The 22,512-nt window shown below is 40.0% G+C and carries 22 protein-coding genes; 20 read left to right on the forward strand and 2 right to left on the reverse strand.

The features are described from left to right. Window positions 1-204: 204 nt before the first annotated feature. The 20 genes from D7D53_RS00385 (at window position 205) to D7D53_RS00490 (ending at window position 20,019) form a co-directional block, all read left to right on the forward strand. A complete protein-coding gene (locus D7D53_RS00385; protein ID WP_174705266.1) occupies window positions 205-597 on the forward strand; it encodes a plasmid mobilization protein in 393 nt (130 codons plus the stop codon). Next, entirely contained in the window at window positions 591-2,225 is a 1,635-nt protein-coding gene (locus D7D53_RS00390) for a relaxase/mobilization nuclease domain-containing protein (protein ID WP_033681041.1), read from the forward strand. Before D7D53_RS00385 ends, D7D53_RS00390 begins: the two co-directional genes overlap by 7 nt. Before the next feature lie 49 nt (window positions 2,226-2,274). Beyond that, on the forward strand, window positions 2,275-3,567 hold the full coding sequence (locus D7D53_RS00395; RefSeq protein ID WP_033681042.1) for an ISLre2 family transposase: 1,293 nt from the start codon (window positions 2,275-2,277) through the stop codon (window positions 3,565-3,567). 439 nt (window positions 3,568-4,006) lie between these two features. After that, on the forward strand, window positions 4,007-4,195 hold the full coding sequence (gene rpmB / locus D7D53_RS00405) for a 50S ribosomal protein L28 (protein WP_001140948.1): 189 nt from the start codon (window positions 4,007-4,009) through the stop codon (window positions 4,193-4,195). A 155-nt stretch (window positions 4,196-4,350) separates the two neighbouring features. Further along, entirely contained in the window at window positions 4,351-4,716 is a 366-nt protein-coding gene (locus D7D53_RS00410; protein ID WP_120769771.1) for an Asp23/Gls24 family envelope stress response protein, read from the forward strand. A 2-nt stretch (window positions 4,717-4,718) separates the two neighbouring features. After that, window positions 4,719-6,386, forward strand: a complete 1,668-nt coding sequence (locus D7D53_RS00415) for a DAK2 domain-containing protein (protein WP_120769772.1) — start codon at window positions 4,719-4,721, stop codon at window positions 6,384-6,386. Window positions 6,387-6,510: 124 nt separating this feature from the next. Continuing rightward, a complete protein-coding gene (locus D7D53_RS00420; RefSeq protein WP_025170907.1) occupies window positions 6,511-6,717 on the forward strand; it encodes a hypothetical protein in 207 nt (68 codons plus the stop codon). Beyond that, the gene (locus D7D53_RS00425; protein ID WP_000708869.1) at window positions 6,714-6,908 is read left to right on the forward strand and encodes a hypothetical protein; all 195 of its coding nucleotides are present in this window, start codon (window positions 6,714-6,716) and stop codon (window positions 6,906-6,908) included. Before D7D53_RS00420 ends, D7D53_RS00425 begins: the two co-directional genes overlap by 4 nt. After that, window positions 6,895-7,779: an ABC transporter ATP-binding protein gene (locus D7D53_RS00430; protein ID WP_120769773.1), complete on the forward strand. Its 885-nt coding sequence runs from the start codon at window positions 6,895-6,897 to the stop codon at window positions 7,777-7,779. The genes D7D53_RS00425 and D7D53_RS00430 overlap by 14 nt, the downstream gene beginning before the upstream one ends. Window position 7,780: 1 nt before the next feature. Further along, complete coding sequence (locus tag D7D53_RS00435) at window positions 7,781-8,518, forward strand: ABC transporter permease (protein ID WP_120769774.1); 738 nt, start codon at window positions 7,781-7,783, stop codon at window positions 8,516-8,518. Next, window positions 8,518-9,615 carry a sensor histidine kinase gene (locus tag D7D53_RS00440; RefSeq protein ID WP_120769775.1) on the forward strand — a complete coding sequence of 366 codons (1,098 nt, stop codon included), beginning with the start codon at window positions 8,518-8,520 and terminating at the stop codon, window positions 9,613-9,615. Before D7D53_RS00435 ends, D7D53_RS00440 begins: the two co-directional genes overlap by 1 nt. 1 nt (window position 9,616) lies before the next feature. Further along, complete coding sequence (locus D7D53_RS00445) at window positions 9,617-10,216, forward strand: response regulator transcription factor (RefSeq protein WP_120769776.1); 600 nt, start codon at window positions 9,617-9,619, stop codon at window positions 10,214-10,216. A 314-nt stretch (window positions 10,217-10,530) separates the two neighbouring features. Beyond that, window positions 10,531-10,944 carry a 30S ribosomal protein S12 gene (gene rpsL, locus D7D53_RS00455; protein WP_001142332.1) on the forward strand — a complete coding sequence of 138 codons (414 nt, stop codon included), beginning with the start codon at window positions 10,531-10,533 and terminating at the stop codon, window positions 10,942-10,944. A 19-nt stretch (window positions 10,945-10,963) separates the two neighbouring features. Then, window positions 10,964-11,434 carry a 30S ribosomal protein S7 gene (gene rpsG, locus D7D53_RS00460; RefSeq protein WP_000087873.1) on the forward strand — a complete coding sequence of 157 codons (471 nt, stop codon included), beginning with the start codon at window positions 10,964-10,966 and terminating at the stop codon, window positions 11,432-11,434. A 394-nt stretch (window positions 11,435-11,828) separates the two neighbouring features. Beyond that, window positions 11,829-13,910 carry an elongation factor G gene (fusA, locus tag D7D53_RS00465; RefSeq protein ID WP_000090350.1) on the forward strand — a complete coding sequence of 694 codons (2,082 nt, stop codon included), beginning with the start codon at window positions 11,829-11,831 and terminating at the stop codon, window positions 13,908-13,910. A 324-nt stretch (window positions 13,911-14,234) separates the two neighbouring features. Then, window positions 14,235-15,935 (forward strand): acetolactate synthase large subunit, encoded by a 1,701-nt coding sequence (locus D7D53_RS00470; protein WP_000411735.1) that lies wholly within the window; start codon window positions 14,235-14,237, stop codon window positions 15,933-15,935. After that, window positions 15,928-16,404, forward strand: coding sequence for an acetolactate synthase small subunit (ilvN, locus tag D7D53_RS00475; protein ID WP_001253803.1), 477 nt, complete (start codon window positions 15,928-15,930; stop codon window positions 16,402-16,404). The genes D7D53_RS00470 and ilvN overlap by 8 nt, the downstream gene beginning before the upstream one ends. Window positions 16,405-16,572: 168 nt before the next feature. Then, a complete protein-coding gene (gene ilvC, locus D7D53_RS00480) occupies window positions 16,573-17,595 on the forward strand; it encodes a ketol-acid reductoisomerase (protein ID WP_000290683.1) in 1,023 nt (340 codons plus the stop codon). A gap of 113 nt (window positions 17,596-17,708) precedes the next feature. Next, on the forward strand, window positions 17,709-18,959 hold the full coding sequence (ilvA, locus tag D7D53_RS00485) for a threonine ammonia-lyase IlvA (protein WP_000952976.1): 1,251 nt from the start codon (window positions 17,709-17,711) through the stop codon (window positions 18,957-18,959). An 844-nt stretch (window positions 18,960-19,803) separates the two neighbouring features. Further along, entirely contained in the window at window positions 19,804-20,019 is a 216-nt protein-coding gene (locus D7D53_RS00490) for a capsule biosynthesis transcriptional regulator (RefSeq protein ID WP_001130036.1), read from the forward strand. Between the two features lie 90 nt (window positions 20,020-20,109). Here D7D53_RS00490 and D7D53_RS00495 read toward each other — a convergent pair whose 3' ends face one another. Both D7D53_RS00495 and D7D53_RS00500 read right to left on the reverse strand, forming a co-directional pair. After that, a complete protein-coding gene (locus D7D53_RS00495) occupies window positions 20,110-20,850 on the reverse strand; it encodes an amino acid ABC transporter ATP-binding protein (protein ID WP_004262060.1) in 741 nt (246 codons plus the stop codon). Then, entirely contained in the window at window positions 20,850-22,415 is a 1,566-nt protein-coding gene (locus D7D53_RS00500; protein WP_120769778.1) for an ABC transporter substrate-binding protein/permease, read from the reverse strand. The genes D7D53_RS00495 and D7D53_RS00500 overlap by 1 nt, the downstream gene beginning before the upstream one ends. Between the last annotated feature and the right edge of the window lie 97 nt (window positions 22,416-22,512).

Here is a 22,512-nt window from a genome sequence, read left to right on the forward strand (position 1 = left end):
ACTCCAAAAGATATAAGAAAGGGGCTTGGGGATTTCCCCAAAACTGAGAAAATCAAGAAGGAAAACTGCAGGGTTCTCCTTCTCTGATTTTTTTTAAATTTCGCAAATGGATATCCATTTGCTACGCTTGCCACAAGGAAGTCAGGGGATGATGCCTGGTCAGAAAATGCCAGAGCCTTTGAGAGAAAGAGGATAAAAAAAATAATGCAGAAACGAGAAAATAGAAAACGCTATATACAAAAATTGATACGACTAACACCAGAGGAAGATCGTCAAATTAAAACGGCGATGGCCCAAATGGGAGTTCCATCTTTTCAATACTATGCGAAGAATCAACTGGTACAAGGGAAGGTGGTTCAAATTGATTTTTCTGAATTGAAAGACCTTCGAGTTGCTATCAATCGAGTGGGCACGAACATCAACCAAATTGCCAAGCATGCTAACGAAAATCAAGGGGTTACGACAGAGGAAGTAGCACAAGTTATTGACTATCTATCTGAGTTGAAAGAGATGGTAGCTGCCAAACTTTCTAGCGCAGAGAAGAAAAGTTTACAGGAGCGAAAAGTAAAAACTATAAGGACGTATGACGAATGGTAGTAATCAAAGCACCCAAACAAATTAAAACTCCTTCCAATTTAAAAATAGCTGTACGCTATATTCTGAATGAAGCGAAAACACTTGTGTCAGAAACCGCAGAAAGTGATCTTGATTTTCCTCTTGTCTATCATAATGGTGAACTTCAAATGAAGCTAGTATCTGGCAATGGGATCTCTGATTTTAGCGTAGCAGATGAGGAAATGGTTATGACAAAATTGGCTGCAGCCTTTAAAAAAGGAGATGATGACTTGAAAGAATTATCTTCAGGAAAACAAGTATTGGCCCATCACATTATCCAGTCTTTTTCTCCAGATGATAACTTGACTCCTGAGCAGGTTCATGAAATTGGCCGTCAAACGATGTTAGAATTGACAGGTGGAAATTATGAGTTTGTGATCGCAACCCACACGGATAAAGATCATCTTCATAACCATATCATACTTAATACCACCAATACCTCAACGCTCAAGAAATTTCGTTGGGAAAAGAAAACCTTGAAAAATTTGAGAGGCATTTCGGACAAACATGCGGCACGATACGGCGCTAAAATTATTGAGCCTACTATGAAAAATTCTTATACAAAGTATTCTGCTTGGCGGAGACAAAATAATTATCGGTTTGAAATTAAGGAGCGTCTGGATTTTCTTCTGAAGCACTCTTTGTCGTTAGAAGATTTCAAACAAAAGTCAGCTGCGCTTAATCTTCAGATTGATTTCTCTGGAAAATTTGTGAAGTATAAATTGCTCGATCAGCCCCAACAAAGAAATGTCCGAGATGATACATTATCGAAGAAAGGACTCTATTCTCTTGAAAAAATAAAAGAGAGAATTTCTAAGAATCAGTTAGTTTTTGATGTGGAGGAATTGAAAGAACAATACCAAGAATCAAAAGAAAAAACGGCAAATGATTTTGAATTGAAATTGGAAGTGGAATCCTGGCAGGTCGAGCAAGAAAGCAAGCAAGGCATTTACGTGCAGATGGATATGGGAGCTTTAAATAGTGGTACAATTTTAATACCTTCTCATAAAGTTGATAAAAATGAGGATGGAAATTATACCATCTATATCAAAGAGAAAGACTATTTTTATTTTCTCAATCCTGATCAATCACAAAAAAATCGGTACATGATGGGTTTGACTGTCGCAAGACAATTGGCCAAACAAAATGGTGAGACAGTCGTAACTAAAAATGCTCAAATTTCCTCTATACGTGAGCTGATTAAGGAATATAATTTCTTAGTCGAGCACGGCGTGACAGATGGAGCACAATTTCAACATTTGGAAAATCGTTTTAATGAAAAGATTGAGATTACCCTGGAGGAATTAAGACAACTAGATGAGCGACTTGGACGTTATCATAAAATTGAAGGAGCACTTTTAGCCATCCAGAAATCTCCAGAAAATAGTCTTGTAGCGGTACAACTATTGGATGATTTAGGAGTTCCAAAAGATATGGGACTGGAAGATGTCAGTCAACTGATCAAACAATTCCAAATTGAAAAAGGAGCCTTACAAGAGTTCTTTGATGATACATTAAAACATTACACAGATTATAGAGATGTTAAGGAGCACGTGCGTAGTCGTGAAGAGAAAGTTGACCGACGTTTTGAAGATGAAAAAACCTTGTAAAAGTTTCTGATATTTTCAATCTAGTCATGATTTCAGTACAATAGAGAGTATGTTTAGATTTGATGAAAAAGAATTTGTCGCAGAACTAGATCGCAAACGTAAGCAGCAATTCCTGAAGCGAGTAAGAGATTATGACGAGCAGATAGCTCCCACCATGAGACGGAGGGGATATAAACGGATAGATAGTACAGAGAGGACAGTTGTTTTTACATTTGGAGAGATGACCTTTTCTAGGAATCGCTGGCGAAAGGGAAAGAAAACTTGTTATCCTGTTGATGAGTGGCTAGGCTTAGAAAAGTATATGCGTTATTCTCCTGAGTTGATTTTTCACATGGCAAAACACGCTTCCGTTTTATCCTACCGTGAAGTTTGTCGAACAGTTAAGATGGCTTATCGCCTAGAGATAACAAAGGATGCTGTGTTGAAGTCTGTAAAAATGGCAGGTAGACTCTTTTCAGAGAGGGAACGTTATCGGCTGTTTAGAGGTGATGAGCAACCGAAAAAAATACAGGTAGATAAAATCTACCTGGAGGGAGATGGTGTGCTCGTCAAGACAACATCAAGCAATGATGAACGACACAATACAGACTTAGCCCATTTCCTGATTCATACTGGAGCGAAGAAGGTTGGTAATAATCGGTATGTACTAGAGAATAAACATGAGATTATCCATACAAGCCATGAACAAGCAAAGGAAGAATTGATAGACTATCTCTGCAATCATTTTGAAATCACTGATCGAACTCTTCTTATCACTAACTCGGACAATGGTAAAGGATATTCTCGCAGAATATTTCAAGAAATTAAGAAGGTCCTACGGATTAAACGTCATGAGCATTTCTGGGATGCTTATCATGTCAATGAAGAACTTAAAAGATTCCTGAAGCCGTACCCATCTACACTACTTGATCTTGCTTTTAGGGCCATCAAAAATCATCAGAAGAACCTGCTTCAGACCGTACTAGATACAGTTGAATCTCTCACAGAAAGTCAAGAAGCTCTTGATAATTTTTACAATTTTCGTAAGAAATTATTAAGAAATTTCTGTGACACTAGACCACCTAAACTTAGAGGGTTATCCTCACGTGGTATCGGAGTAATGGAGAGTCAGCACCGAAAGGTTACTTACCGTATGAAACATCGAGGGATGTATTGGTCCATCGAAGGGGCTTGTACTATGTCCAGAATGATACTCCTTGAACGAATTGATCAGCTATACAATCTATTTTTTGGATCTTGGAGACAAGAGTATGAAGAATTTAGGGATACGGGACTAGGTGCAGGATTTCGTATTAACCATAGGCCGCACAAAGCTGTTATCAGAAAAAGAGGGCATAAATAATACAAAAAGGCAGACAAAAGCCTCTAAAAAAAGATTTTTTTAGAGGTGTTTTTGTCATGTTTTTATACAAAATAGTTGCTTTTTTGCCTAATGTGTGTTACAATAATAGAGTAAATAAAAACGAAAAAGGTGTAGAAGCAGCAACTTCTACACCACCGATTAAGACAAACACACACTTTGCTTAATCAGTCAAACAATATTGTAGCATAAATAGTGCAATATAGTCAAGGGCTGGGGTAAAGTGAGGAACTTTTTCCAGTTTTTTTGTCTGAAAAATCTCGCTTTCTTATTGAGTTATAAGGATATTTGATTATTCCCAAAAATTTAGACACAAACAAATCTTTCAATTCCCTTGCAAAAATGAAGAAAGTGTGATAACATAGTACGGTATGTGGTGCTAGCACATCCGCTATATTAGATCTAATAGGAGGAAAACACAATGGCTAAAGTATGTTACTTTACAGGTCGTAAGACTGTATCAGGAAACAACCGTTCACACGCGATGAACCAAACAAAACGTGCCGTAAAACCAAACCTTCAAAAAGTTACTGTTCTTATCGATGGTAAACCTAAAAAAGTTTGGGCTTCAGCTCGTGCTTTGAAATCAGGTAAAGTTGAACGCGTTTAATAATAAAAGTAAGGAGACCTTAGGGTCTTTTTTCTTTTACTGTAGATATAAAATCATTTGAAAAATAGAGTAAATATCCGCCGATACAGTATTCTGCTTTTACACTTGGGCTGAAATATGATAAAATAGAGTATCAACTAGTTGAGGTAAAAAGGATGACTGTAAAAATTAATACAAAAGATGGTCAAATCGAACTAACAGATGAAGTGATTGCAACTGTCGTAGGCGGTGCAACAACTGAGATTTTTGGTGTGGTCGGTATGGCTAGTAAAAAAGCCCTCAAAGATAATTTCCAAGCCCTTCTAGGTAAGGAAAATTATTCTAAAGGTGTCGTCGTAAAAGCGGCCGAAGATGGCAGTATTGCAGTTGATGTATATACCGTGTTGAGCTACGGAACAAAGATTAGCGAAGTGTCAAAAAACATTCAAGAGCGTGTTCGTTTTAGCTTGGAAAACCAGCTTGGAATTACTGCTCAGACTGTAAATGTCTACATTCAAAATATCAAAGTTGTAGGAGAATAACCGTGTCAAAAATTACTACTAGCTTATTTCAAGAAATGGTGCAGGCTGCATCAACTCGCTTGAATAAGCAAGCTGAATATGTCAATTCATTAAACGTCTTTCCAGTTCCAGATGGAGATACTGGGACAAATATGGGAATGACCATTGAAAATGGTGCTAAAGAAGTTGCAGACAAGCCAGCTTCTACAGTTGGCGAGGTAGCGAGCATTCTTGCCAAAGGTCTTTTGATGGGTGCGCGTGGAAACTCAGGCGTTATTACGTCTCAGCTTTTCCGTGGATTTTCACAAGCTATCAAGGATAAAGACGAGTTAACAGGTCAAGACTTGGCCCTTGCCTTCCAATCAGGTGTAGAAGTTGCCTATAAAGCAGTGATGAAACCAGTTGAAGGAACGATTTTGACAGTTTCTCGTGGGGCAGCTATCGGTGCCAAGAAAAAGGCTGAGCAAACAGATGATGCTGTTGAAGTCATGCGCGCAGCTTTAGAAGGTGCTAAAACAGCCCTAGCTAAAACGCCAGATATGCTTCCAGTATTGAAAGAAGTTGGCGTTGTGGACTCAGGTGGTCAAGGATTGGTCTTCATCTACGAAGGTTTCCTTTCAGCCCTTACTGGCGAATATATTGCATCTGAGGACTTTGTAGCGACTCCGGCCAACATGAGTGAAATGATCAATGCAGAGCACCACAAGTCTGTAGCTGGTCACGTAGCGACTGAGGACATTACCTTTGGTTACTGTACTGAAATCATGGTAGCTCTTAAGCAAGGTCCAACCTATGCTAAAGATTTTGATTACAATGAATTTCGTAACTACTTGAATGAACTTGGAGATTCTCTCCTTGTTGTCAATGATGATGAAATTGTCAAAGTCCATGTCCATACAGAAGATCCAGGACTTGTTATGCAAGAAGGTCTCAAATATGGTAGCTTGGTCAAGGTAAAAGTTGACAATATGCGTAACCAACACGAAGCGCAGGTTGAGAAAGAAGCTGCCCAAGTTAGCAAGCCTGCTGAAGAAAAAGAGTATGCTTTGATTGCTGTAGTGGCTGGTAAAGGTCTAGCAGATATCTTCCGTTCTCAAGGTGTTGATTATGTTATCGAAGGCGGTCAAACTATGAACCCTTCAACAGAAGACTTTATCAAGGCTGTTGAACAGGTCAATGCCCGTAACATTATCTTCCTGCCAAACAACAAAAATATTTTCATGGCAGCTCAATCTGCAGCAGAAGTTTTGGAACAACCAGCAGTAGTGGTGGAAGCTCGTACTTTGCCACAAGGTTTGACAAGTCTTCTTGCCTTTGATCCAAGCAAGTCCATCGAAGAAAACCAAGAGCGTATGACTGCTGCTCTTAGCGATGTCGTTAGCGGAAGCGTCACAACAGCTGTGCGTGATACAACAATCGATGGTTTAGAAATCCATGAAAACGATAATCTTGGTATGGTTGATGGGAAAATTCTCGTGTCAAACCCTGACATGCACCAAACCTTGACTGAAACATTGAAACATATGTTGGATGAAGATAGTGAAATCGTCACCTTCTATGTTGGTGAAGACGGAAGCGAAGAACTTGCCAATGAAATTGCCCAAGAAATCGCAGAAGAATTCGAAGATGTTGAAGTAGAGATTCACCAAGGCCAACAACCAGTTTACCCATACCTATTTAGTGTGGAATAAAAATTTAATAGATTAAAAAGAAAGTTGATTTTACAACTTTCTTTTTTTATGACATTTGTCATATTTCCTCATGACAGAAGCTTCTAGTGACTATACCTTCAAAGAATTATACTAGATGTATCAAATGGAGGAAGAAAAAATGAAACATAAAGTAATTGTCGCAATGAGTTTAGTAGCAGCAGGAGTCATGACTTATCTCATGTTCTCAGGATTGGACGAAGACTTCTATCATTTTCCTTGGGAACTATTTGCAGGATTTGGCATGATGTCTTGGTTGATCCGAGAAGGCTTGAAATTGGTCTCGGATGTGAAAAAGGAGTTTGAAAAATGAAAAAAGCGTTTCTCTATCTTTTTATTGGACTATCACTAGTGGTATGGTTGGTAGAAATGTTTACAGGTTGGTTTGATCAAGCCTTCCTTCACCAATTCATCCGTGGTGCCTGGGGATTAGGATTTATGATTTTTATCGCCTTTCCGATGGGAAAGGAGTGGCTGAAAGGAGAATATCATGAACATGATTAAGGTAGAAAGCTTAAATAAAATCATCAAGGGCAAGGCTATTTTGAAGGATATTTCCTTTGAGGTAGCTGAAGGTGAATGCATTGCCTTGATTGGGCCAAATGGAGCTGGTAAGACGACACTCTTGGACTGTTTGCTTGGAGATAAATTGCTCACCAGTGGGCAAGTATCCATCCAAGGCTTGCCAGTGACGAGTTCTCAGTTAGACTACACAAGATCCTACCTGCCTCAAGAAAATGTCATCGTTCAGAAATTAAAGGTCAAAGAGTTGATTGCTTTCTTTCAACGTATCTATCCAAATCCCTTGAGTAACCAGGAAATCGATCAACTATTGCAATTTTACCAGCAACAGAAAGAGCAATTTGCAGAAAAATTGTCAGGTGGACAAAAGCGTCTTTTCTCTTTTGTCTTGACCTTAATTGGGCGACCAAAGCTAGTCTTTTTAGATGAGCCGACTGCGGCCATGGATACTTCAACCCGTCAACGCTTTTGGGAAATTGTTCAGGAACTAAAAGCTAAGGGAGTTACCATTCTCTATTCCTCCCATTATATCGAAGAGGTAGAGCATACAGCGGACCGAATCTTGGTCTTGAATAAGGGAGAGTTGATTCGTGACACGACGCCTCTAGCCATGCGTAGTGAGGAGATTGAAAAGCATTTTATTCTTCCTTTGGCTTACAAGGAAGTCGTTGAGCCGTCAAACTTGGTTGAAAACTGGGTACAAAAACAAGATGCCTTACAAGTAGTCACACGTGAAGCGGATGCTTTTTGGCAACTGTTAGTGCAAGCAGGATGTAGAATACAAGAAATCGAAGTTAATAATCGTAGTTTGTTGGATACAATCTTTGAAGAAACGCAGAAGGGAGATAACTAAGATGAAACGAGGGATCGCACTAAACAAGATAGAATTTCTATTGACCAAACGACAATTAGTCTATTATTTATTATCAGTAGGTATGCCGACAGCCTTCTATCTATTCTTTTCTGGCATGTACCAGGACACACCAGGTGGGCCCGCGAATTTTATGCGTGATTATCTTATCTCCATGACTGCCTTTTCCATGATGTCAACAGCTATCTTCTCATTCCCAGTTGTTTTACATACCGACAAGATGAACAACTGGCAGAAAACATTACGCCATACTCCAGTAAATATGGTAGAATATTATCTATCAAAGATAACAAGTATGATGGTTGATTATCTGGTTTCAATCTTGGTGGTTTTCTCAGTTGGGCATTTTGTAAGAGGTGTAGAGATGCCTCTAGGAAGCTGGGTTGGGGCTGCGATTTTGCTGATTTTGGGAAGTATTGCTTTTGTAGCGCTTGGCTTGACCTTGACTCTCTTACCAACTAGTCAGCTGATGTCTATCGTGGGCAATCTTCTTTATCTAGGATTGGCTGTTTTAGGCGGACTCTGGATTCCCGTCTCTTTATTTCCAGACTGGATGCAAGCAATCGGGAAGCGTCTACCAAGCTATCAGTTGATGGAATTAATCAAGACCTTCTTAAATGAGGGTGACATCAATTTATCAGCCACAGTTTATCTACTTGTTTTTTCAGCAGTTTTATTTGGTTTGACTATTTACCTTCAAGGTCATAAGGAGAATGCTTAATGCTTGAAAGACTGAAAAGCATACACTATATGTTTTGGGCCAGTTTGATTTTTATGCTTTTTCCCATCCTACCTGTAGTGATTGGGGAGCTTTCTGCTTGGCATTTATTGGTTGATATTCTATTTGTAGTGACGTATTTGGGTGTTTTAATAACTAAGAACCAGCGCCTATCTTGGCTTTTCTGGGGGATCATGCTGGTCTATGTAGCTGGGAATACAGCCTTTGTTGCTGTGAATTATATCTGGTTTTTCTTTTTCCTTTCCAATCTCTTAATTTATCATTTTGGCGTACGTAGTTTAAAGTCTTTACATGTCTGGACATTTCTCCTTGCTCAAGTCCTAGTTGTGGGCCAACTGTTGATTTTTCAGAGAAGCGAAGTTGAGTTTCTATTTTATCTACTTGTAATTCTTGCTTTTGTCGATTTAATGACTTTTGGCTTGGTTCGGATTCGTATTGTGGAGGATTTGAAAGAAGCTCAGGCTAAGCAAAATGCCCAGATAAATCTATTGCTTGCTGAAAATGAACGCAGTCGTATCGGTCAAGATTTGCATGATAGCTTGGGACATACCTTTGCTATGTTGAGTGTCAAGACAGATTTAGCCTTGCAGTTATTTCAGATGGAGGCTTATCCACAGGTGGAAAAGGAATTAAAAGAAATTCACCAGATCAGTAAGGATTCCATGAATGAAGTGCGAACCATCGTGGAAAATCTGAAATCACGGACCCTAGCTTCAGAACTTGAGACTGTAAAGAAGATGCTGGAAATTGCTGGGATTGAGGTGGAAATAGCTAATCAACTAGATACAGCTAGCTTAACTCAGGAATTGGAGTCAACGGCTTCCATGATTTTGCTTGAATTAGTGACCAATATCATCAAACATGCTAAAGCGTCTAAAGTCTACTTGAAATTAGAACGGACAGAGAAAGAACTCATTCTAACAGTGAGAGATGATGGCTGTGGCTTTACTTCTATAAAGGGGGATGACCTCCATACAGTTCGAGATCGTGTTCTTCCATTTTCGGGAGAAGTAAAGGTAATTAGTTGGAAACAACCGACAGAAGTTCAGGTTCGACTACCTTATAAGGAGAGAAATTAAGATGAAACTACTTGTTGCAGAAGATCAAAGTATGTTGCGAGATGCCATGTGCCAGTTGCTCATGCTTCAACAGGATGTGGAGATCGTCTTGCAGGCGAAAAATGGAGCTGAAGCTATCGAGGCATTGGAGAAAGAAGCAGTAGACATTGCCATCCTTGACGTCGAAATGCCAGTAAAGACGGGACTAGAAGCGCTCGAGTGGATCAAACAAGAAGTGCCTGAAACCAAGGTTGTTATCGTTACGACCTTTAAACGCCCAGGCTATTTTGAACGAGCGGTTAAAGCAGGAGTCGATGCTTATGTCTTGAAGGAGCGGAGCATCGCCGAGCTCATGCAAACCCTGCATACGGTGCTAGAGGGACGCAAGGAGTATTCTCCAGAGTTGATGGAAGTGGTGATGACACATCCCAATCCGTTGACAGAACAAGAAATCGCAGTTTTAAAGGGAATTGCTCAGGGCTTCTCTAACCAGGAAATCGCAGACAAACTTTATCTATCCAACGGAACAGTCCGAAACTATGTCACCAATATTCTTTCTAAATTACATGCAGGCAATCGAACAGAGGCAGCTAATATCGCGAAAGAATCTGGTTGGTTGTGATACTATCATATCTCGAAAACCATTATGTGCTAAAATTGATGGGATTGACTGGAACAATACTAACTTTAGGAGGGTGGAATTCCTCCTTTTTCTTTTTTTGGGGAGCACTACAAAAGAGCTAAAATTAACAATAAAAAAGAAAAATATCTTGACAACCAATGGAAAATTTTGTTACAATAATAGACGGTACTTTTTACTTTTGGTCTCTCAAGAGTGTACAGGGACGTGCTGACAAATGTTGCAAAAGTACACACAGATGATGGCTGTCACCAAGTGTATCATCACCAAAAATAAAAAAACACAGGAGAATGTAGATGCCTACAATTAACCAATTGGTTCGCAAACCGCGTAAATCAAAAGTAGAAAAATCTAAATCACCAGCTTTGAACGTTGGTTACAACAGTCATAAAAAAGTTCAAACAAACGTTTCTTCACCACAAAAACGTGGTGTTGCAACTCGTGTTGGAACAATGACACCTAAAAAACCTAACTCAGCCCTTCGTAAATTCGCTCGTGTACGTTTGAGCAACCTTATCGAAGTTACTGCCTACATCCCAGGTATCGGACACAACTTGCAAGAACACAGCGTGGTTCTTCTTCGTGGTGGACGTGTAAAAGACCTTCCAGGGGTACGTTACCATATCGTCCGTGGTGCACTTGATACTGCAGGTGTTAACGATCGTAAACAAGGCCGTTCTAAATACGGTACTAAACGTCCAAAAGCATAAGGAAAGGGGATAAAGAGAAATGAGTCGTAAAAACAGAGCTCCAAAACGTGACGTATTGCCAGATCCGCTTTACAATTCACAACTAGTTACTCGTCTTATCAACCGCGTTATGCTTGACGGTAAACGTGGTACAGCTGCTTCAATCGTTTACGGTGCCTTTGAGCAAATCAAAGAAGCTACTGGTAACGATGCACTTGAAGTATTTGAAACAGCTATGGAAAACATCATGCCTGTACTTGAAGTACGTGCACGTCGTGTTGGTGGTTCTAACTACCAAGTCCCAGTTGAAGTTCGTCCAGAACGTCGTACAACACTTGGACTTCGTTGGTTGGTAACAATCGCTCGTCTTCGTGGTGAACACACAATGCAAGACCGTCTTGCAAAAGAAATCTTGGATGCTGCTAACAACACTGGTGCAGCTGTTAAGAAACGTGAAGACACTCACCGTATGGCTGAAGCTAACCGTGCATTCGCACACTTCCGTTGGTAAGATAGGATGCGAAAGCGTTAAGAAAGTCCCAGAGAAAATAGGGAATCAAAGCAGGTTGCGAGTGCAACCAATGAGATTCATCTTTTTCTCCAGACTTTTAGCTTGAGCTCAACTAAATCATGATGCTAGGAACGGTAAGGATGCAAGGTGAAAATAGGAAACTGACGCAGTATTCGATGAATACAAGGAAGTTTATCTTTTTCACACAGCATCCCGTTCCAGCTCAAATCGGCTAACTAACTTTAGCCCGAGTTCAATTCAACTTGTAAATCTACAAGTTGAAACCAACAATAGCATGAAAACATTGAGAACGGGTAGGTCCTGCCTATCCGTTTTTATTAAAATCGTGTTATAATAGAATAGAAATCAAAAATAAATAGGAGAAACAAACCTCATGGCACGCGAATTTTCACTTGAAAAAACTCGTAATATCGGTATCATGGCTCACGTCGATGCTGGTAAAACAACAACTACTGAGCGTATTCTTTACTACACTGGTAAAATCCACAAAATCGGTGAAACTCACGAAGGTGCGTCACAAATGGACTGGATGGAGCAAGAGCAAGAGCGTGGTATCACTATCACATCTGCTGCGACAACAGCTCAATGGAACAACCACCGCGTAAACATCATCGACACACCAGGACACGTGGACTTCACAATCGAAGTACAACGTTCTCTTCGTGTATTGGATGGTGCGGTTACTGTTCTTGACTCACAATCAGGTGTTGAGCCTCAAACTGAAACAGTTTGGCGTCAAGCAACTGAGTACGGAGTTCCACGTATCGTATTTGCCAATAAAATGGACAAAATCGGTGCTGACTTCCTTTACTCTGTAAGCACACTTCACGATCGTCTTCAAGCAAATGCACACCCAATCCAATTGCCAATCGGTTCTGAAGATGACTTCCGTGGTATCATCGACTTGATCAAGATGAAAGCTGAAATCTATACTAACGACCTTGGTACAGATATCCTTGAAGAAGACATCCCAGCTGAATACCTTGACCAAGCTCAAGAATACCGTGAAAAATTGATCGAAGCAGTTGCTGAAACTGACGAAGAATTGATGATGAAATACCTCGAAGGTGAAGAAATCACTAACGAAGAATTGAAAGCTGGTATCCGTAAAGCGACTATCAACGTTGAATTCTTCCCAGTATTGTGTGGTTCTGCCTTCAAGAACAAAGGTGTTCAATTGATGCTTGATGCGGTTATTGACTACCTTCCAAGCCCACTTGACATCCCAGCAATCAAAGGTGTTAACCCAGATACAGATGAAGAAGAAACTCGTCCAGCATCTGACGAAGAGCCATTTGCAGCTCTTGCCTTCAAGATCATGACTGACCCATTCGTAGGTCGTTTGACATTCTTCCGTGTTTACTCAGGTGTTCTTCAATCAGGTTCTTATGTATTGAACACTTCTAAAGGTAAACGTGAACGTATCGGACGTATCCTTCAAATGCACGCTAACAGCCGTCAAGAAATTGACACTGTTTACTCAGGTGATATCGCTGCTGCCGTTGGTTTGAAAGATACTACAACTGGTGACTCATTGACAGATGAAAAAGCTAAAATCATCCTTGAGTCAATCAACGTTCCAGAACCAGTTATCCAATTGATGGTTGAGCCAAAATCTAAAGCTGACCAAGACAAGATGGGTATCGCCCTTCAAAAATTGGCTGAAGAAGATCCAACATTCCGCGTTGAAACAAACGTTGAAACTGGTGAAACAGTTATCTCTGGTATGGGTGAGCTTCACCTTGACGTCCTTGTTGACCGTATGCGTCGTGAGTTCAAAGTTGAAGCGAACGTAGGTGCTCCTCAAGTATCTTACCGTGAAACATTCCGAGCTTCTACTCAAGCACGTGGATTCTTCAAACGTCAATCTGGTGGTAAAGGTCAATTCGGTGATGTATGGATTGAATTTACTCCAAACGAAGAAGGTAAAGGATTCGAATTCGAAAACGCAATCGTCGGTGGTGTGGTTCCTCGTGAATTTATCCCAGCGGTTGAAAAAGGTTTGGTAGAATCTATGGCTAACGGTGTTCTTGCAGGTTACCCAATGGTTGACGTTAAAGCTAAGCTTTACGATGGTTCATACCACGATGTCGACTCATCTGAAACTGCCTTCAAGATCGCGGCTTCACTTGCTCTTAAAGAAGCTGCTAAATCAGCACAACCAGCTATCCTTGAGCCAATGATGCTTGTAACAATCACTGTTCCAGAAGAAAACCTTGGTGATGTTATGGGTCACGTAACTGCTCGTCGTGGACGTGTAGATGGTATGGAAGCACACGGTAACAGCCAAATCGTTCGTGCTTACGTTCCACTTGCTGAAATGTTCGGTTACGCAACAGTTCTTCGTTCTGCATCTCAAGGACGTGGTACATTCATGATGGTATTTGACCACTACGAAGATGTACCTAAGTCAGTACAAGAAGAAATCATTAAGAAAAACAAAGGTGAAGACTAATCAGTCATCATTCTAGAAGGAAGTCACTTAGTGGCTTCCTTTTTTTGGATTGTTACGATAAATTTTATAAATTCTGTAAATGTGCACTCAAAAAACTTTATCTAAAAATGAGTTGAAATAATTTGCGAAGGACATTCATAATATAAATGGAAATAACTTGAAAAAGAATATAAATTACCTTTTAAAACTTATAAAAACAATAATAATATTCATAAATAAACGTTAAAATAGAAAATTCAGAAAATTTCTTCTTTTCTCTTGAAAAATTTTGAAAAAATGGTATGATAGTAACAAGTTATTTTTAAGAGAAGAGAAAGGGGAACAATGGAGAAAATCAGTTTAGAATCTCCTAAGACGGGGTCGGACTTAGTTTTGGAAACACTTCGTGATTTAGGAATTGATACCATCTTTGGTTATCCTGGTGGTGCAGTCTTGCCTTTTTATGATGCGATATATAATTTTAAAGGCATTCGCCACATTCTAGGACGCCATGAGCAAGGTTGTCTGCATGAAGCTGAAGGTTATGCCAAATCAACTGGAAAGTTGGGTGTTGCCGTCGTCACTAGCGGACCAGGAGCAACAAATGCCATTACAGGGATTGCGGATGCCATGAGCGATAGTGTTCCCCTTTTGGTCTTTACAGGTCAGGTTGCGCGAGCAGGGATTGGGAAGGATGCTTTTCAAGAGGCAGACATTGTGGGAATTACCATGCCAATCACTAAGTACAATTACCAAGTTCGTGAGACAGCTGATATTCCGCGTATCATTACGGAAGCTGTTCATATCGCAACTACAGGTCGACCAGGGCCAGTTGTAATTGACCTACCTAAAGATGTATCTGCTTTAGAAACCGACTTCATCTATTCACCAGAAGTGAACCTGCCAAGCTATCAGCCAACTCTTGAGCCAAATGATATGCAAATCAAGAAAATCTTGAAGCAATTATCCAAGGCTAAAAAGCCAGTCTTGCTAGCTGGTGGTGGAATTAGTTATGCTGAAGCTGCTGCGGAATTAAATGAATTTGCAGAGCGCTATCAAATTCCAGTGGTAACCAGTCTTTTGGGACAAGGAACGATTGCAACGAGTCATCCACTCTTCCTTGGAATGGGAGGCATGCACGGGTCATTCGCAGCTAATATTGCCATGACGGAAGCGGACTTTATGATTAGTATTGGTTGTCGTTTCGATGACCGCTTGACGGGGAATCCTAAGACCTTCGCTAAGAATGCTAAGGTTGCCCACATTGATATTGACCCAGCCGAGATTGGCAAGATTATCAGTGCAGATATTCCTGTAGTTGGAGATGCTAAGAAAGCCTTGCAAATGTTGCTGGCGGAGCCGACAGTTCATAACAATACTGAAAAATGGATTGAAAAAGTCACTAAAGACAAGAACCGCGTTCGTTCTTATGATAAGAAAGAGCGTGTGGTTCAGCCGCAAGCTGTTATTGAACGCATCGGTGAGTTGACGAATGGTGATGCCATTGTGGTAACAGACGTTGGTCAACACCAAATGTGGACAGCTCAGTATTATCCCTACCAAAATGAACGTCAGTTAGTGACTTCAGGTGGTTTGGGAACGATGGGATTTGGAATTCCAGCAGCAATCGGTGCTAAAATTGCTAACCCAGATAAGGAAGTAGTCTTGTTTGTTGGGGATGGTGGTTTCCAAATGACTAACCAGGAATTGGCTATTTTGAACATTTACAAGGTACCAATCAAGGTAGTTATGCTGAACAACCACTCACTTGGAATGGTCCGCCAGTGGCAAGAATCCTTCTATGAAGGTAGAACATCTGAGTCTGTCTTTGATACCCTTCCTGATTTCCAACTGATGGCACAGGCTTACGGCATTAAAAACTATAAGTTTGACAATCCTGAGACCTTGGCTCAAGACCTTGAAGTCATCACTGAGGATGTTCCTATGCTAATCGAGGTAGATATTTCTCGTAAGGAGCAGGTGTTGCCAATGGTGCCAGCTGGTAAGAGTAATCATGAGATGTTGGGGGTGAAGTTCCATGCGTAGAATGTTAACAGCAAAACTACAAAATCGTTCAGGAGTCCTCAATCGCTTTACCGGTGTCCTGTCTCGCCGTCAGGTTAATATCGAAAGCATTTCTGTTGGAGCAACAGAAGATCCGAATGTATCGCGTATCACCATTATTATTGATGTGGCTTCTCATGATGAAGTGGAACAAATCATTAAGCAACTTAATCGTCAGATTGATGTGATTCGCATTCGAGATATTACAGACAAGCCTCATTTGGAGCGCGAGGTGATTTTGGTTAAGATGTCAGCACCAGCTGAGAAGCGAGCTGAGATTCTAGCCATTATTCAACCTTTCCGTGCAACAGTGGTAGACGTAGCGCCAAGCTCGATTACCATTCAAATGACAGGAAATGCTGAAAAGAGTGAAGCTCTATTGCGAGTCATTCGACCATACGGTATTCGCAATATTGCTCGAACTGGTGCAACTGGATTTACCCGCGATTAATACTCTTCGAAAATCTCTTCAAATCACGTCAGCTTTGCCTTGCCGTACTCAAGTACAGCCTGCGGCTAGCTTCCTAATTTGCTCTTTGATTTTCATTGAGTATAAAAATATTTTAAATTTGTTAAACCAGCCTAAAAGGCAATAAATAATAGAAAAGAGAGAAAAACTATGGCAGTTCAAATGGAATATGAAAAAGATGTTAAAGTAGCAGCACTTGACGGTAAAAAAATCGCCGTTATTGGTTATGGTTCGCAAGGACATGCGCATGCTCAAAACTTGCGTGATTCAGGTCGCGATGTCATCATCGGTGTACGTCCAGGTAAATCTTTTGACAAAGCAAAAGAAGATGGATTTGACACTTACACAGTAGCAGAAGCTACTAAATTGGCTGACGTTATCATGATTTTGGCACCAGACGAAATCCAACAAGAATTGTACGAAGCAGAAATCGCTCCAAACTTGGAAGCTGGAAATGCAGTTGGATTTGCTCATGGTTTCAATATCCACTTTGAGTTTATCAAAGTTCCTGCGGATGTAGATGTCTTTATGTGTGCTCCTAAAGGACCAGGACACTTGGTGCGTCGTACTTATGAAGAAGGATTTGGTGTTCCAGCTCTTTATGCAGTATACCAAGATGCAACAGGAAATGCGAAAAACATTGCTATGGACTGGTGTAAAGGTGTTGGAGCAGCCCGTGTAGGTCTTCTTGAAACAACTTACAAAGAAGAAACTGAAGAAGATTTGTTTGGTGAACAAGCTGTACTTTGTGGTGGTTTGACTGCCCTTATCGAAGCAGGTTTCGAAGTCTTGACAGAAGCAGGTTACGCTCCAGAATTGGCTTACTTTGAAGTTCTTCACGAAATGAAATTGATCGTTGACTTGATCTACGAAGGTGGATTCAAGAAAATGCGTCAATCTATTTCAAATACTGCTGAGTACGGTGACTATGTATCAGGTCCACGTGTGATTACTGAGCAAGTTAAAGAAAATATGAAAGCTGTCTTGGCAGACATCCAAAATGGTAAATTTGCAAATGACTTTGTAAATGACTATAAAGCTGGACGTCCAAAATTGACTGCTTACCGTGAACAAGCAGCTAACCTTGAAATTGAAAAAGTTGGTGCAGAATTGCGTAAAGCAATGCCATTTGTTGGTAAAAATGACGATGATGCATTCAAAATCTATAACTAATTGATAGAAATTAAGGTGAAGGCGAGTTGGGGGACTAACTCGCTTTTATAATCAATTCCTTTCTCTTTTAAGAGGATGAATTGTGATAGTATGAAATAGTCTAGGAGAAAAAGATGTTAAGTTCAAAAGATATCATCAAGGCTCATAAGGTCTTGAATGGTGTGGTCGTTAATACACCGCTTGATTATGACCATTATTTATCGGAGAAGTATGGTGCTAAGATTTATTTGAAAAAGGAAAATGCTCAACGTGTTCGCTCTTTTAAAATTCGTGGTGCCTATTATGCCATTTCCCAGCTCAGCAAGGAAGAACGTGAGCGTGGGGTAGTCTGCGCTTCTGCGGGGAATCATGCGCAGGGAGTTGCCTATACTTGTAATGAGATGAAAATTCCTGCTACTATTTTTATGCCCATTACTACTCCGCAACAAAAGATTGGTCAAGTTCGCTTTTTTGGTGGGGATTTTGTAACCATTAAACTAGTTGGGGATACCTTTGATGCTTCAGCCAAAGCAGCTCAAGAATTTACAGTCTCTGAAAATCGTACCTTTATTGATCCTTTTGATGATGCCCATGTTCAAGCTGGTCAAGGGACAGTTGCTTATGAGATTTTAGAAGAAGCTCGAAAAGAATCGATTGATTTTGATGCTGTCTTGGTTCCTGTTGGAGGTGGTGGTCTCATTGCTGGGGTTTCTACCTATATCAAGGAAACAAGTCCAGAAATTGAAGTCATCGGAGTAGAGGCTAATGGGGCACGTTCCATGAAAGCTGCCTTTGAAGCTGGTGGGCCTGTCAAACTCAAAGAAATTGACAAATTTGCGGATGGGATTGCTGTACAAAAGGTAGGACAGTTGACCTATGAGGCGACTCGTCAACATGTTCAAACCTTGGTAGGTGTCGATGAGGGATTGATTTCTGAAACCTTGATTGACCTTTACTCTAAGCAAGGGATTGTCGCAGAACCTGCTGGAGCGGCTAGTATCGCCTCTCTAGAGGTGTTAGCTGAATATATCAAGGGGAAAACCATTTGTTGTATCATTTCTGGAGGGAATAATGATATCAACCGTATGCCAGAAATGGAAGAGCGTGCCTTGATTTATGATGGGATCAAGCATTACTTTGTGGTTAATTTTCCACAGCGCCCAGGGGCCTTGCGTGAGTTTGTAAATGATATCTTGGGGCCAAATGATGATATCACACGTTTTGAGTATATCAAACGAGCTAGCAAGGGGACAGGTCCAGTATTGATTGGGATTGCCTTGGCAGATAAGCATGATTATGCAGGCTTGATTCGTCGAATGGAAGGTTTTGATCCATCTTATATTAACTTAAATGGTAATGAAACGCTCTATAATATGCTTGTCTGAGAACTAATAAAAAAATATCATATTATTTGCACAACTGATGTATAGGTGCTATAATGAGGGTGAAGAAAGGGGGCGATTCCTATGGACTTAGGAAATCGATTACGCTATTTCTATCACAAGTCATTATAGTACCTATTATTTTTTGATTCAGTTTATAGTAAGGGAGTAAAATTACTTGTTATATATAAGGAGTATTTTTAGAATCCACTATTTTATATATAGCTAATATGAAATTTGGCTAAATATAATAGGAATTAGAAAAAATAATCAATACTAATAAGAAACATTATACTGAGTTGACTGAGAAGAGTGATAAGATACTAAGAAGATAAAAACAGTGGAAAATGTTGGAAGATAGGATACTATTGTGTCCTAACTACTCATCTTTTTATAGGTTTGAAGGAATAAAAAGGAATATTGATAAAGTAAATAAATAGTACCAGTTGAGCAAGTGAAAAGTGCTTATAAAGGCAGGAAGAATATCAAAGAAGGAGAAGAGGAATAATAGTTAGTAATAGTGTGGAGAGAAAGTCTTCTGCTATTAGAAATATCATTTTAAAGTTAGGTAAATAGAATAAAGTTGAAGATAAAACCTGTCTAATCTATCAAGAATTGGTATTTGTAAAGCATGAATATTTTTACAAACAAAAGAGTTAATAATACAATTATTTTAAAGGTGTTTGCTAATGGTTTATAGTAAGTGAAAACCTATATATTATCGGCTTTAATAAGATAGTAACAGAAAAATAAATCATTAATTTTATTGAATATATGTTTTTTTATTGACAAAAGTCATAAAAACGTATACAATTAAATATCGTAAAGAAGAAAATAGGAGAAGGACATGGCTAAGTCAAACTTTGAAAAAGTAGAATCAGTTGTTGGCTGGGTTCGTGATAAGAAAATCACAGGCTACCGTATCTCTAAAGAAACGAATGCGCGTGAAATGTCTATCATTGCTCTAGCGCAGGGTCGTGCAAAAGTAAAAAATATTTCATTTGAAACAGCTCTAGGTTTAATTGATTTCTATGAAAAAAATCATGAAAAATTTGAAGATTAATCTTTGGATAATGGCGGATTCTTGAAAAGGGTCTGCCTTTTCATTTTGAGGTCAACAAAAAGACTGCACGATTGATGCAGCCTTTTCTTTTTATTTGAGATAACGTTGAAGAAATTCTTTTGTACGTTCTTCTTTAGGATTGGTGAAGAGGTCTTCTGGTTTGCCTTCTTCAGCAATTACACCTTTATCCATAAAGATAACACGGTGAGAGACATCACGGGCAAATTCCATTTCGTGAGTCACTACAATCATAGTCAAGCCTTCCTGAGCTAGATCTTGCATGATTTTGAGGACTTCTCCAACCATTTCTGGATCGAGAGCTGATGTTGGTTCATCAAAGAGAATAGCGTCAGGATTCATAGAGAGGGCGCGTGCAATAGCCACACGTTGTTTTTGACCACCTGAGAGTTGTTTTGGTTTGGCTTGCCAGTAGCGTTCTCCCATGCCGACTTTTTCCAAGTTTTCTTTGGCAATCTTTTCAGCTTCTGTGCGTTCACGTTTAAGGACAGTTGTCTGAGCGACGATTGTGTTTTCAAGGACGTTGAGATTTTCAAATAGGTTAAAGGATTGGAAAACCATACCTAACTTTTCACGGTATTGCGTGAGGTCATAGCCTTTTTCGAGGACGTTTTGTCCATGATAAAGGATTTGTCCATCAGTTGGTGTTTCAAGTAGGTTAATAGAGCGTAGGAAGGTCGATTTCCCGCTTCCAGAGCTTCCGATGATAGAGATAACTTCACCCTTGTGGACAGTTAGAGAAATGTCTTTTAGCACTTCGTTTTGTCCATAGGATTTTTTTAGGTGTTTAATTTCAAGGATTGCTTGTGTCATTATTTCAAATCCTCCGTTTGCATTTGGTTAGCACCTGTAGTATAGGTATCCATGTCCATGCGGCGTTCGATAAAGCGTAGGATACGTGTTACGGTGAAGGTGAGGACAAAGTAAATCACGGCGATGATTGTAAATGTCTGGAAGTATTGATAGGTTTGAGTTGCCACGGTATTTCCTGAGAAATAAAGTTCGACAACAGAGATAACGTTCAATACAGATGTATCTTTGATATTGATGACAAATTCATTACCAGTTGCGGGTAGGATGTTGCGGACTACCTGAGGTAGGACAATCTTACGCATGGTTTGGTTATGAGTCATACCAAGAGCAGTAGCAGCTTCAAATTGTCCCTTGTCAACTGCTAGGATACCACCACGGACGATTTCGGTCATGTAGGCACCAGTGTTAATCGAAACGATGAAGATTGCAGCCAGTGTACGGTCAAGGTTGATACCGAAAGCTTGGGCAGTTCCGTAGTAGATAACCATCGATTGAACGATCATTGGTGTACCACGGAAAATTTCAATGTAGACATTGAGGATCCAGCCGACTAGTTTTTGTAGGCCGTAAATGACTTTGTTTTCAGAGAGGGGAGCAGTACGGAAAACACCAATGGCAAGTCCAATAATGAGACCTGTGATGGTTCCCACGATAGAGATTAAAAGAGTGATACCAGCACCACGCAAGAGTTGTTGCCAGTTTTCAGAAAGAATTTTAGCGACTTGGCTAAAGAAACTACTGCTAGTCTCTTCAGTTGTTGTAGCTTCGGCAGGTTGTTCCTTAATCATACGATCCATCAAGGCAACTTGGTCGTCTTTTGAAATGGTTTCAATGCTGGCATTGATTTGGCTAATACGATTGTCATCTTTACGAAGTCCAATGGCGATAGCTGTATCTTCTTCCCCAGTTTTGAAACCTGGTTCTACTTGGATCATCTTGAACTTAGAGTTAGCAGCTTCAGCAGTCAGAGCTTCTGGGCGTTCAGAGACATAGGCGTCGATGACACCAGCTTCAAGAGCTTGGCGCATTTGAGCGAAGTCTCCCATGGCTGTTTCTTTTTTAGCACCTGGGATTTGTGCAATCAAGTCGTAAAGGTAAACACCTTGTTGAGAAGTGATTTTCGCACCATTAAAGTCATCCAAAGATTTAGCACTTGCGTAGGCAGAATCTTTTTTGACAAGCAAAACTGGTTCGCTAGTGTAGTAACTGCTTGAAAAGGCAATTTCTTGTTTGCGCTCGGCAGTTGGACTCATACCTGCGATAATCATGTCAATCTTACCGGAAGTAAGGGCAGGGACTAGACCTTCCCACTTTGTTTTAACAACCAAAGGTTCTTTACCTAAGTTCTTAGCGATTTTCTTGGCAATTTGGACATCGTATCCATTGGCGTACTGGTTGGTTCCATCGATTTTGACAGCTCCGTTGCTATCATCATCCTGGGTCCAGTTAAAGGGAGCATATGCTGCTTCCATCCCGATGCGTAAATATTCATCGGCTTGAGCAACATTGACAAGTCCCAGCATCAGCAAGAGACTTGTGAAAATAGATAAGTATATTTTTCTCATGATTTCTCCTATTTCTAATCTATTAAAAAATAACTGTCTCCTATTTTATCGAAAAAAACTCTATTTTTCAATATAGGTAAGCCCTTACTTATGAAAA

The organism is Streptococcus gwangjuense, assembly GCF_003627155.1.
Taxonomy (GTDB): domain Bacteria; phylum Bacillota; class Bacilli; order Lactobacillales; family Streptococcaceae; genus Streptococcus; species Streptococcus gwangjuensis.

Bases quoted from the DNA above. Each gene is read 5' to 3' on its own strand.
- D7D53_RS00385 (WP_174705266.1), top strand. From the start codon at position 205: ATGCAGAAACGAGAAAATAGAAAACGCTATATACAAAAATTGATACGA.
- D7D53_RS00390 (WP_033681041.1), top strand. From the start codon at position 591: ATGGTAGTAATCAAAGCACCCAAACAAATTAAAACTCCTTCCAATTTA.
- D7D53_RS00395 (WP_033681042.1), top strand. From the start codon at position 2,275: ATGTTTAGATTTGATGAAAAAGAATTTGTCGCAGAACTAGATCGCAAA.
- rpmB (WP_001140948.1), top strand. From the start codon at position 4,007: ATGGCTAAAGTATGTTACTTTACAGGTCGTAAGACTGTATCAGGAAAC.
- D7D53_RS00410 (WP_120769771.1), top strand. From the start codon at position 4,351: ATGACTGTAAAAATTAATACAAAAGATGGTCAAATCGAACTAACAGAT.
- D7D53_RS00420 (WP_025170907.1), top strand. From the start codon at position 6,511: ATGGAGGAAGAAAAAATGAAACATAAAGTAATTGTCGCAATGAGTTTA.
- D7D53_RS00425 (WP_000708869.1), top strand. From the start codon at position 6,714: ATGAAAAAAGCGTTTCTCTATCTTTTTATTGGACTATCACTAGTGGTA.
- D7D53_RS00430 (WP_120769773.1), top strand. From the start codon at position 6,895: ATGAACATGATTAAGGTAGAAAGCTTAAATAAAATCATCAAGGGCAAG.
- D7D53_RS00435 (WP_120769774.1), top strand. From the start codon at position 7,781: ATGAAACGAGGGATCGCACTAAACAAGATAGAATTTCTATTGACCAAA.
- D7D53_RS00440 (WP_120769775.1), top strand. From the start codon at position 8,518: ATGCTTGAAAGACTGAAAAGCATACACTATATGTTTTGGGCCAGTTTG.
- D7D53_RS00445 (WP_120769776.1), top strand. From the start codon at position 9,617: ATGAAACTACTTGTTGCAGAAGATCAAAGTATGTTGCGAGATGCCATG.
- rpsL (WP_001142332.1), top strand. From the start codon at position 10,531: ATGCCTACAATTAACCAATTGGTTCGCAAACCGCGTAAATCAAAAGTA.
- rpsG (WP_000087873.1), top strand. From the start codon at position 10,964: ATGAGTCGTAAAAACAGAGCTCCAAAACGTGACGTATTGCCAGATCCG.
- fusA (WP_000090350.1), top strand. From the start codon at position 11,829: ATGGCACGCGAATTTTCACTTGAAAAAACTCGTAATATCGGTATCATG.
- D7D53_RS00470 (WP_000411735.1), top strand. From the start codon at position 14,235: ATGGAGAAAATCAGTTTAGAATCTCCTAAGACGGGGTCGGACTTAGTT.
- ilvN (WP_001253803.1), top strand. From the start codon at position 15,928: ATGCGTAGAATGTTAACAGCAAAACTACAAAATCGTTCAGGAGTCCTC.
- ilvC (WP_000290683.1), top strand. From the start codon at position 16,573: ATGGCAGTTCAAATGGAATATGAAAAAGATGTTAAAGTAGCAGCACTT.
- ilvA (WP_000952976.1), top strand. From the start codon at position 17,709: ATGTTAAGTTCAAAAGATATCATCAAGGCTCATAAGGTCTTGAATGGT.
- D7D53_RS00490 (WP_001130036.1), top strand. From the start codon at position 19,804: ATGGCTAAGTCAAACTTTGAAAAAGTAGAATCAGTTGTTGGCTGGGTT.
- D7D53_RS00495 (WP_004262060.1), bottom strand. From the start codon at position 20,850: ATGACACAAGCAATCCTTGAAATTAAACACCTAAAAAAATCCTATGGA.
- D7D53_RS00500 (WP_120769778.1), bottom strand. From the start codon at position 22,415: ATGAGAAAAATATACTTATCTATTTTCACAAGTCTCTTGCTGATGCTG.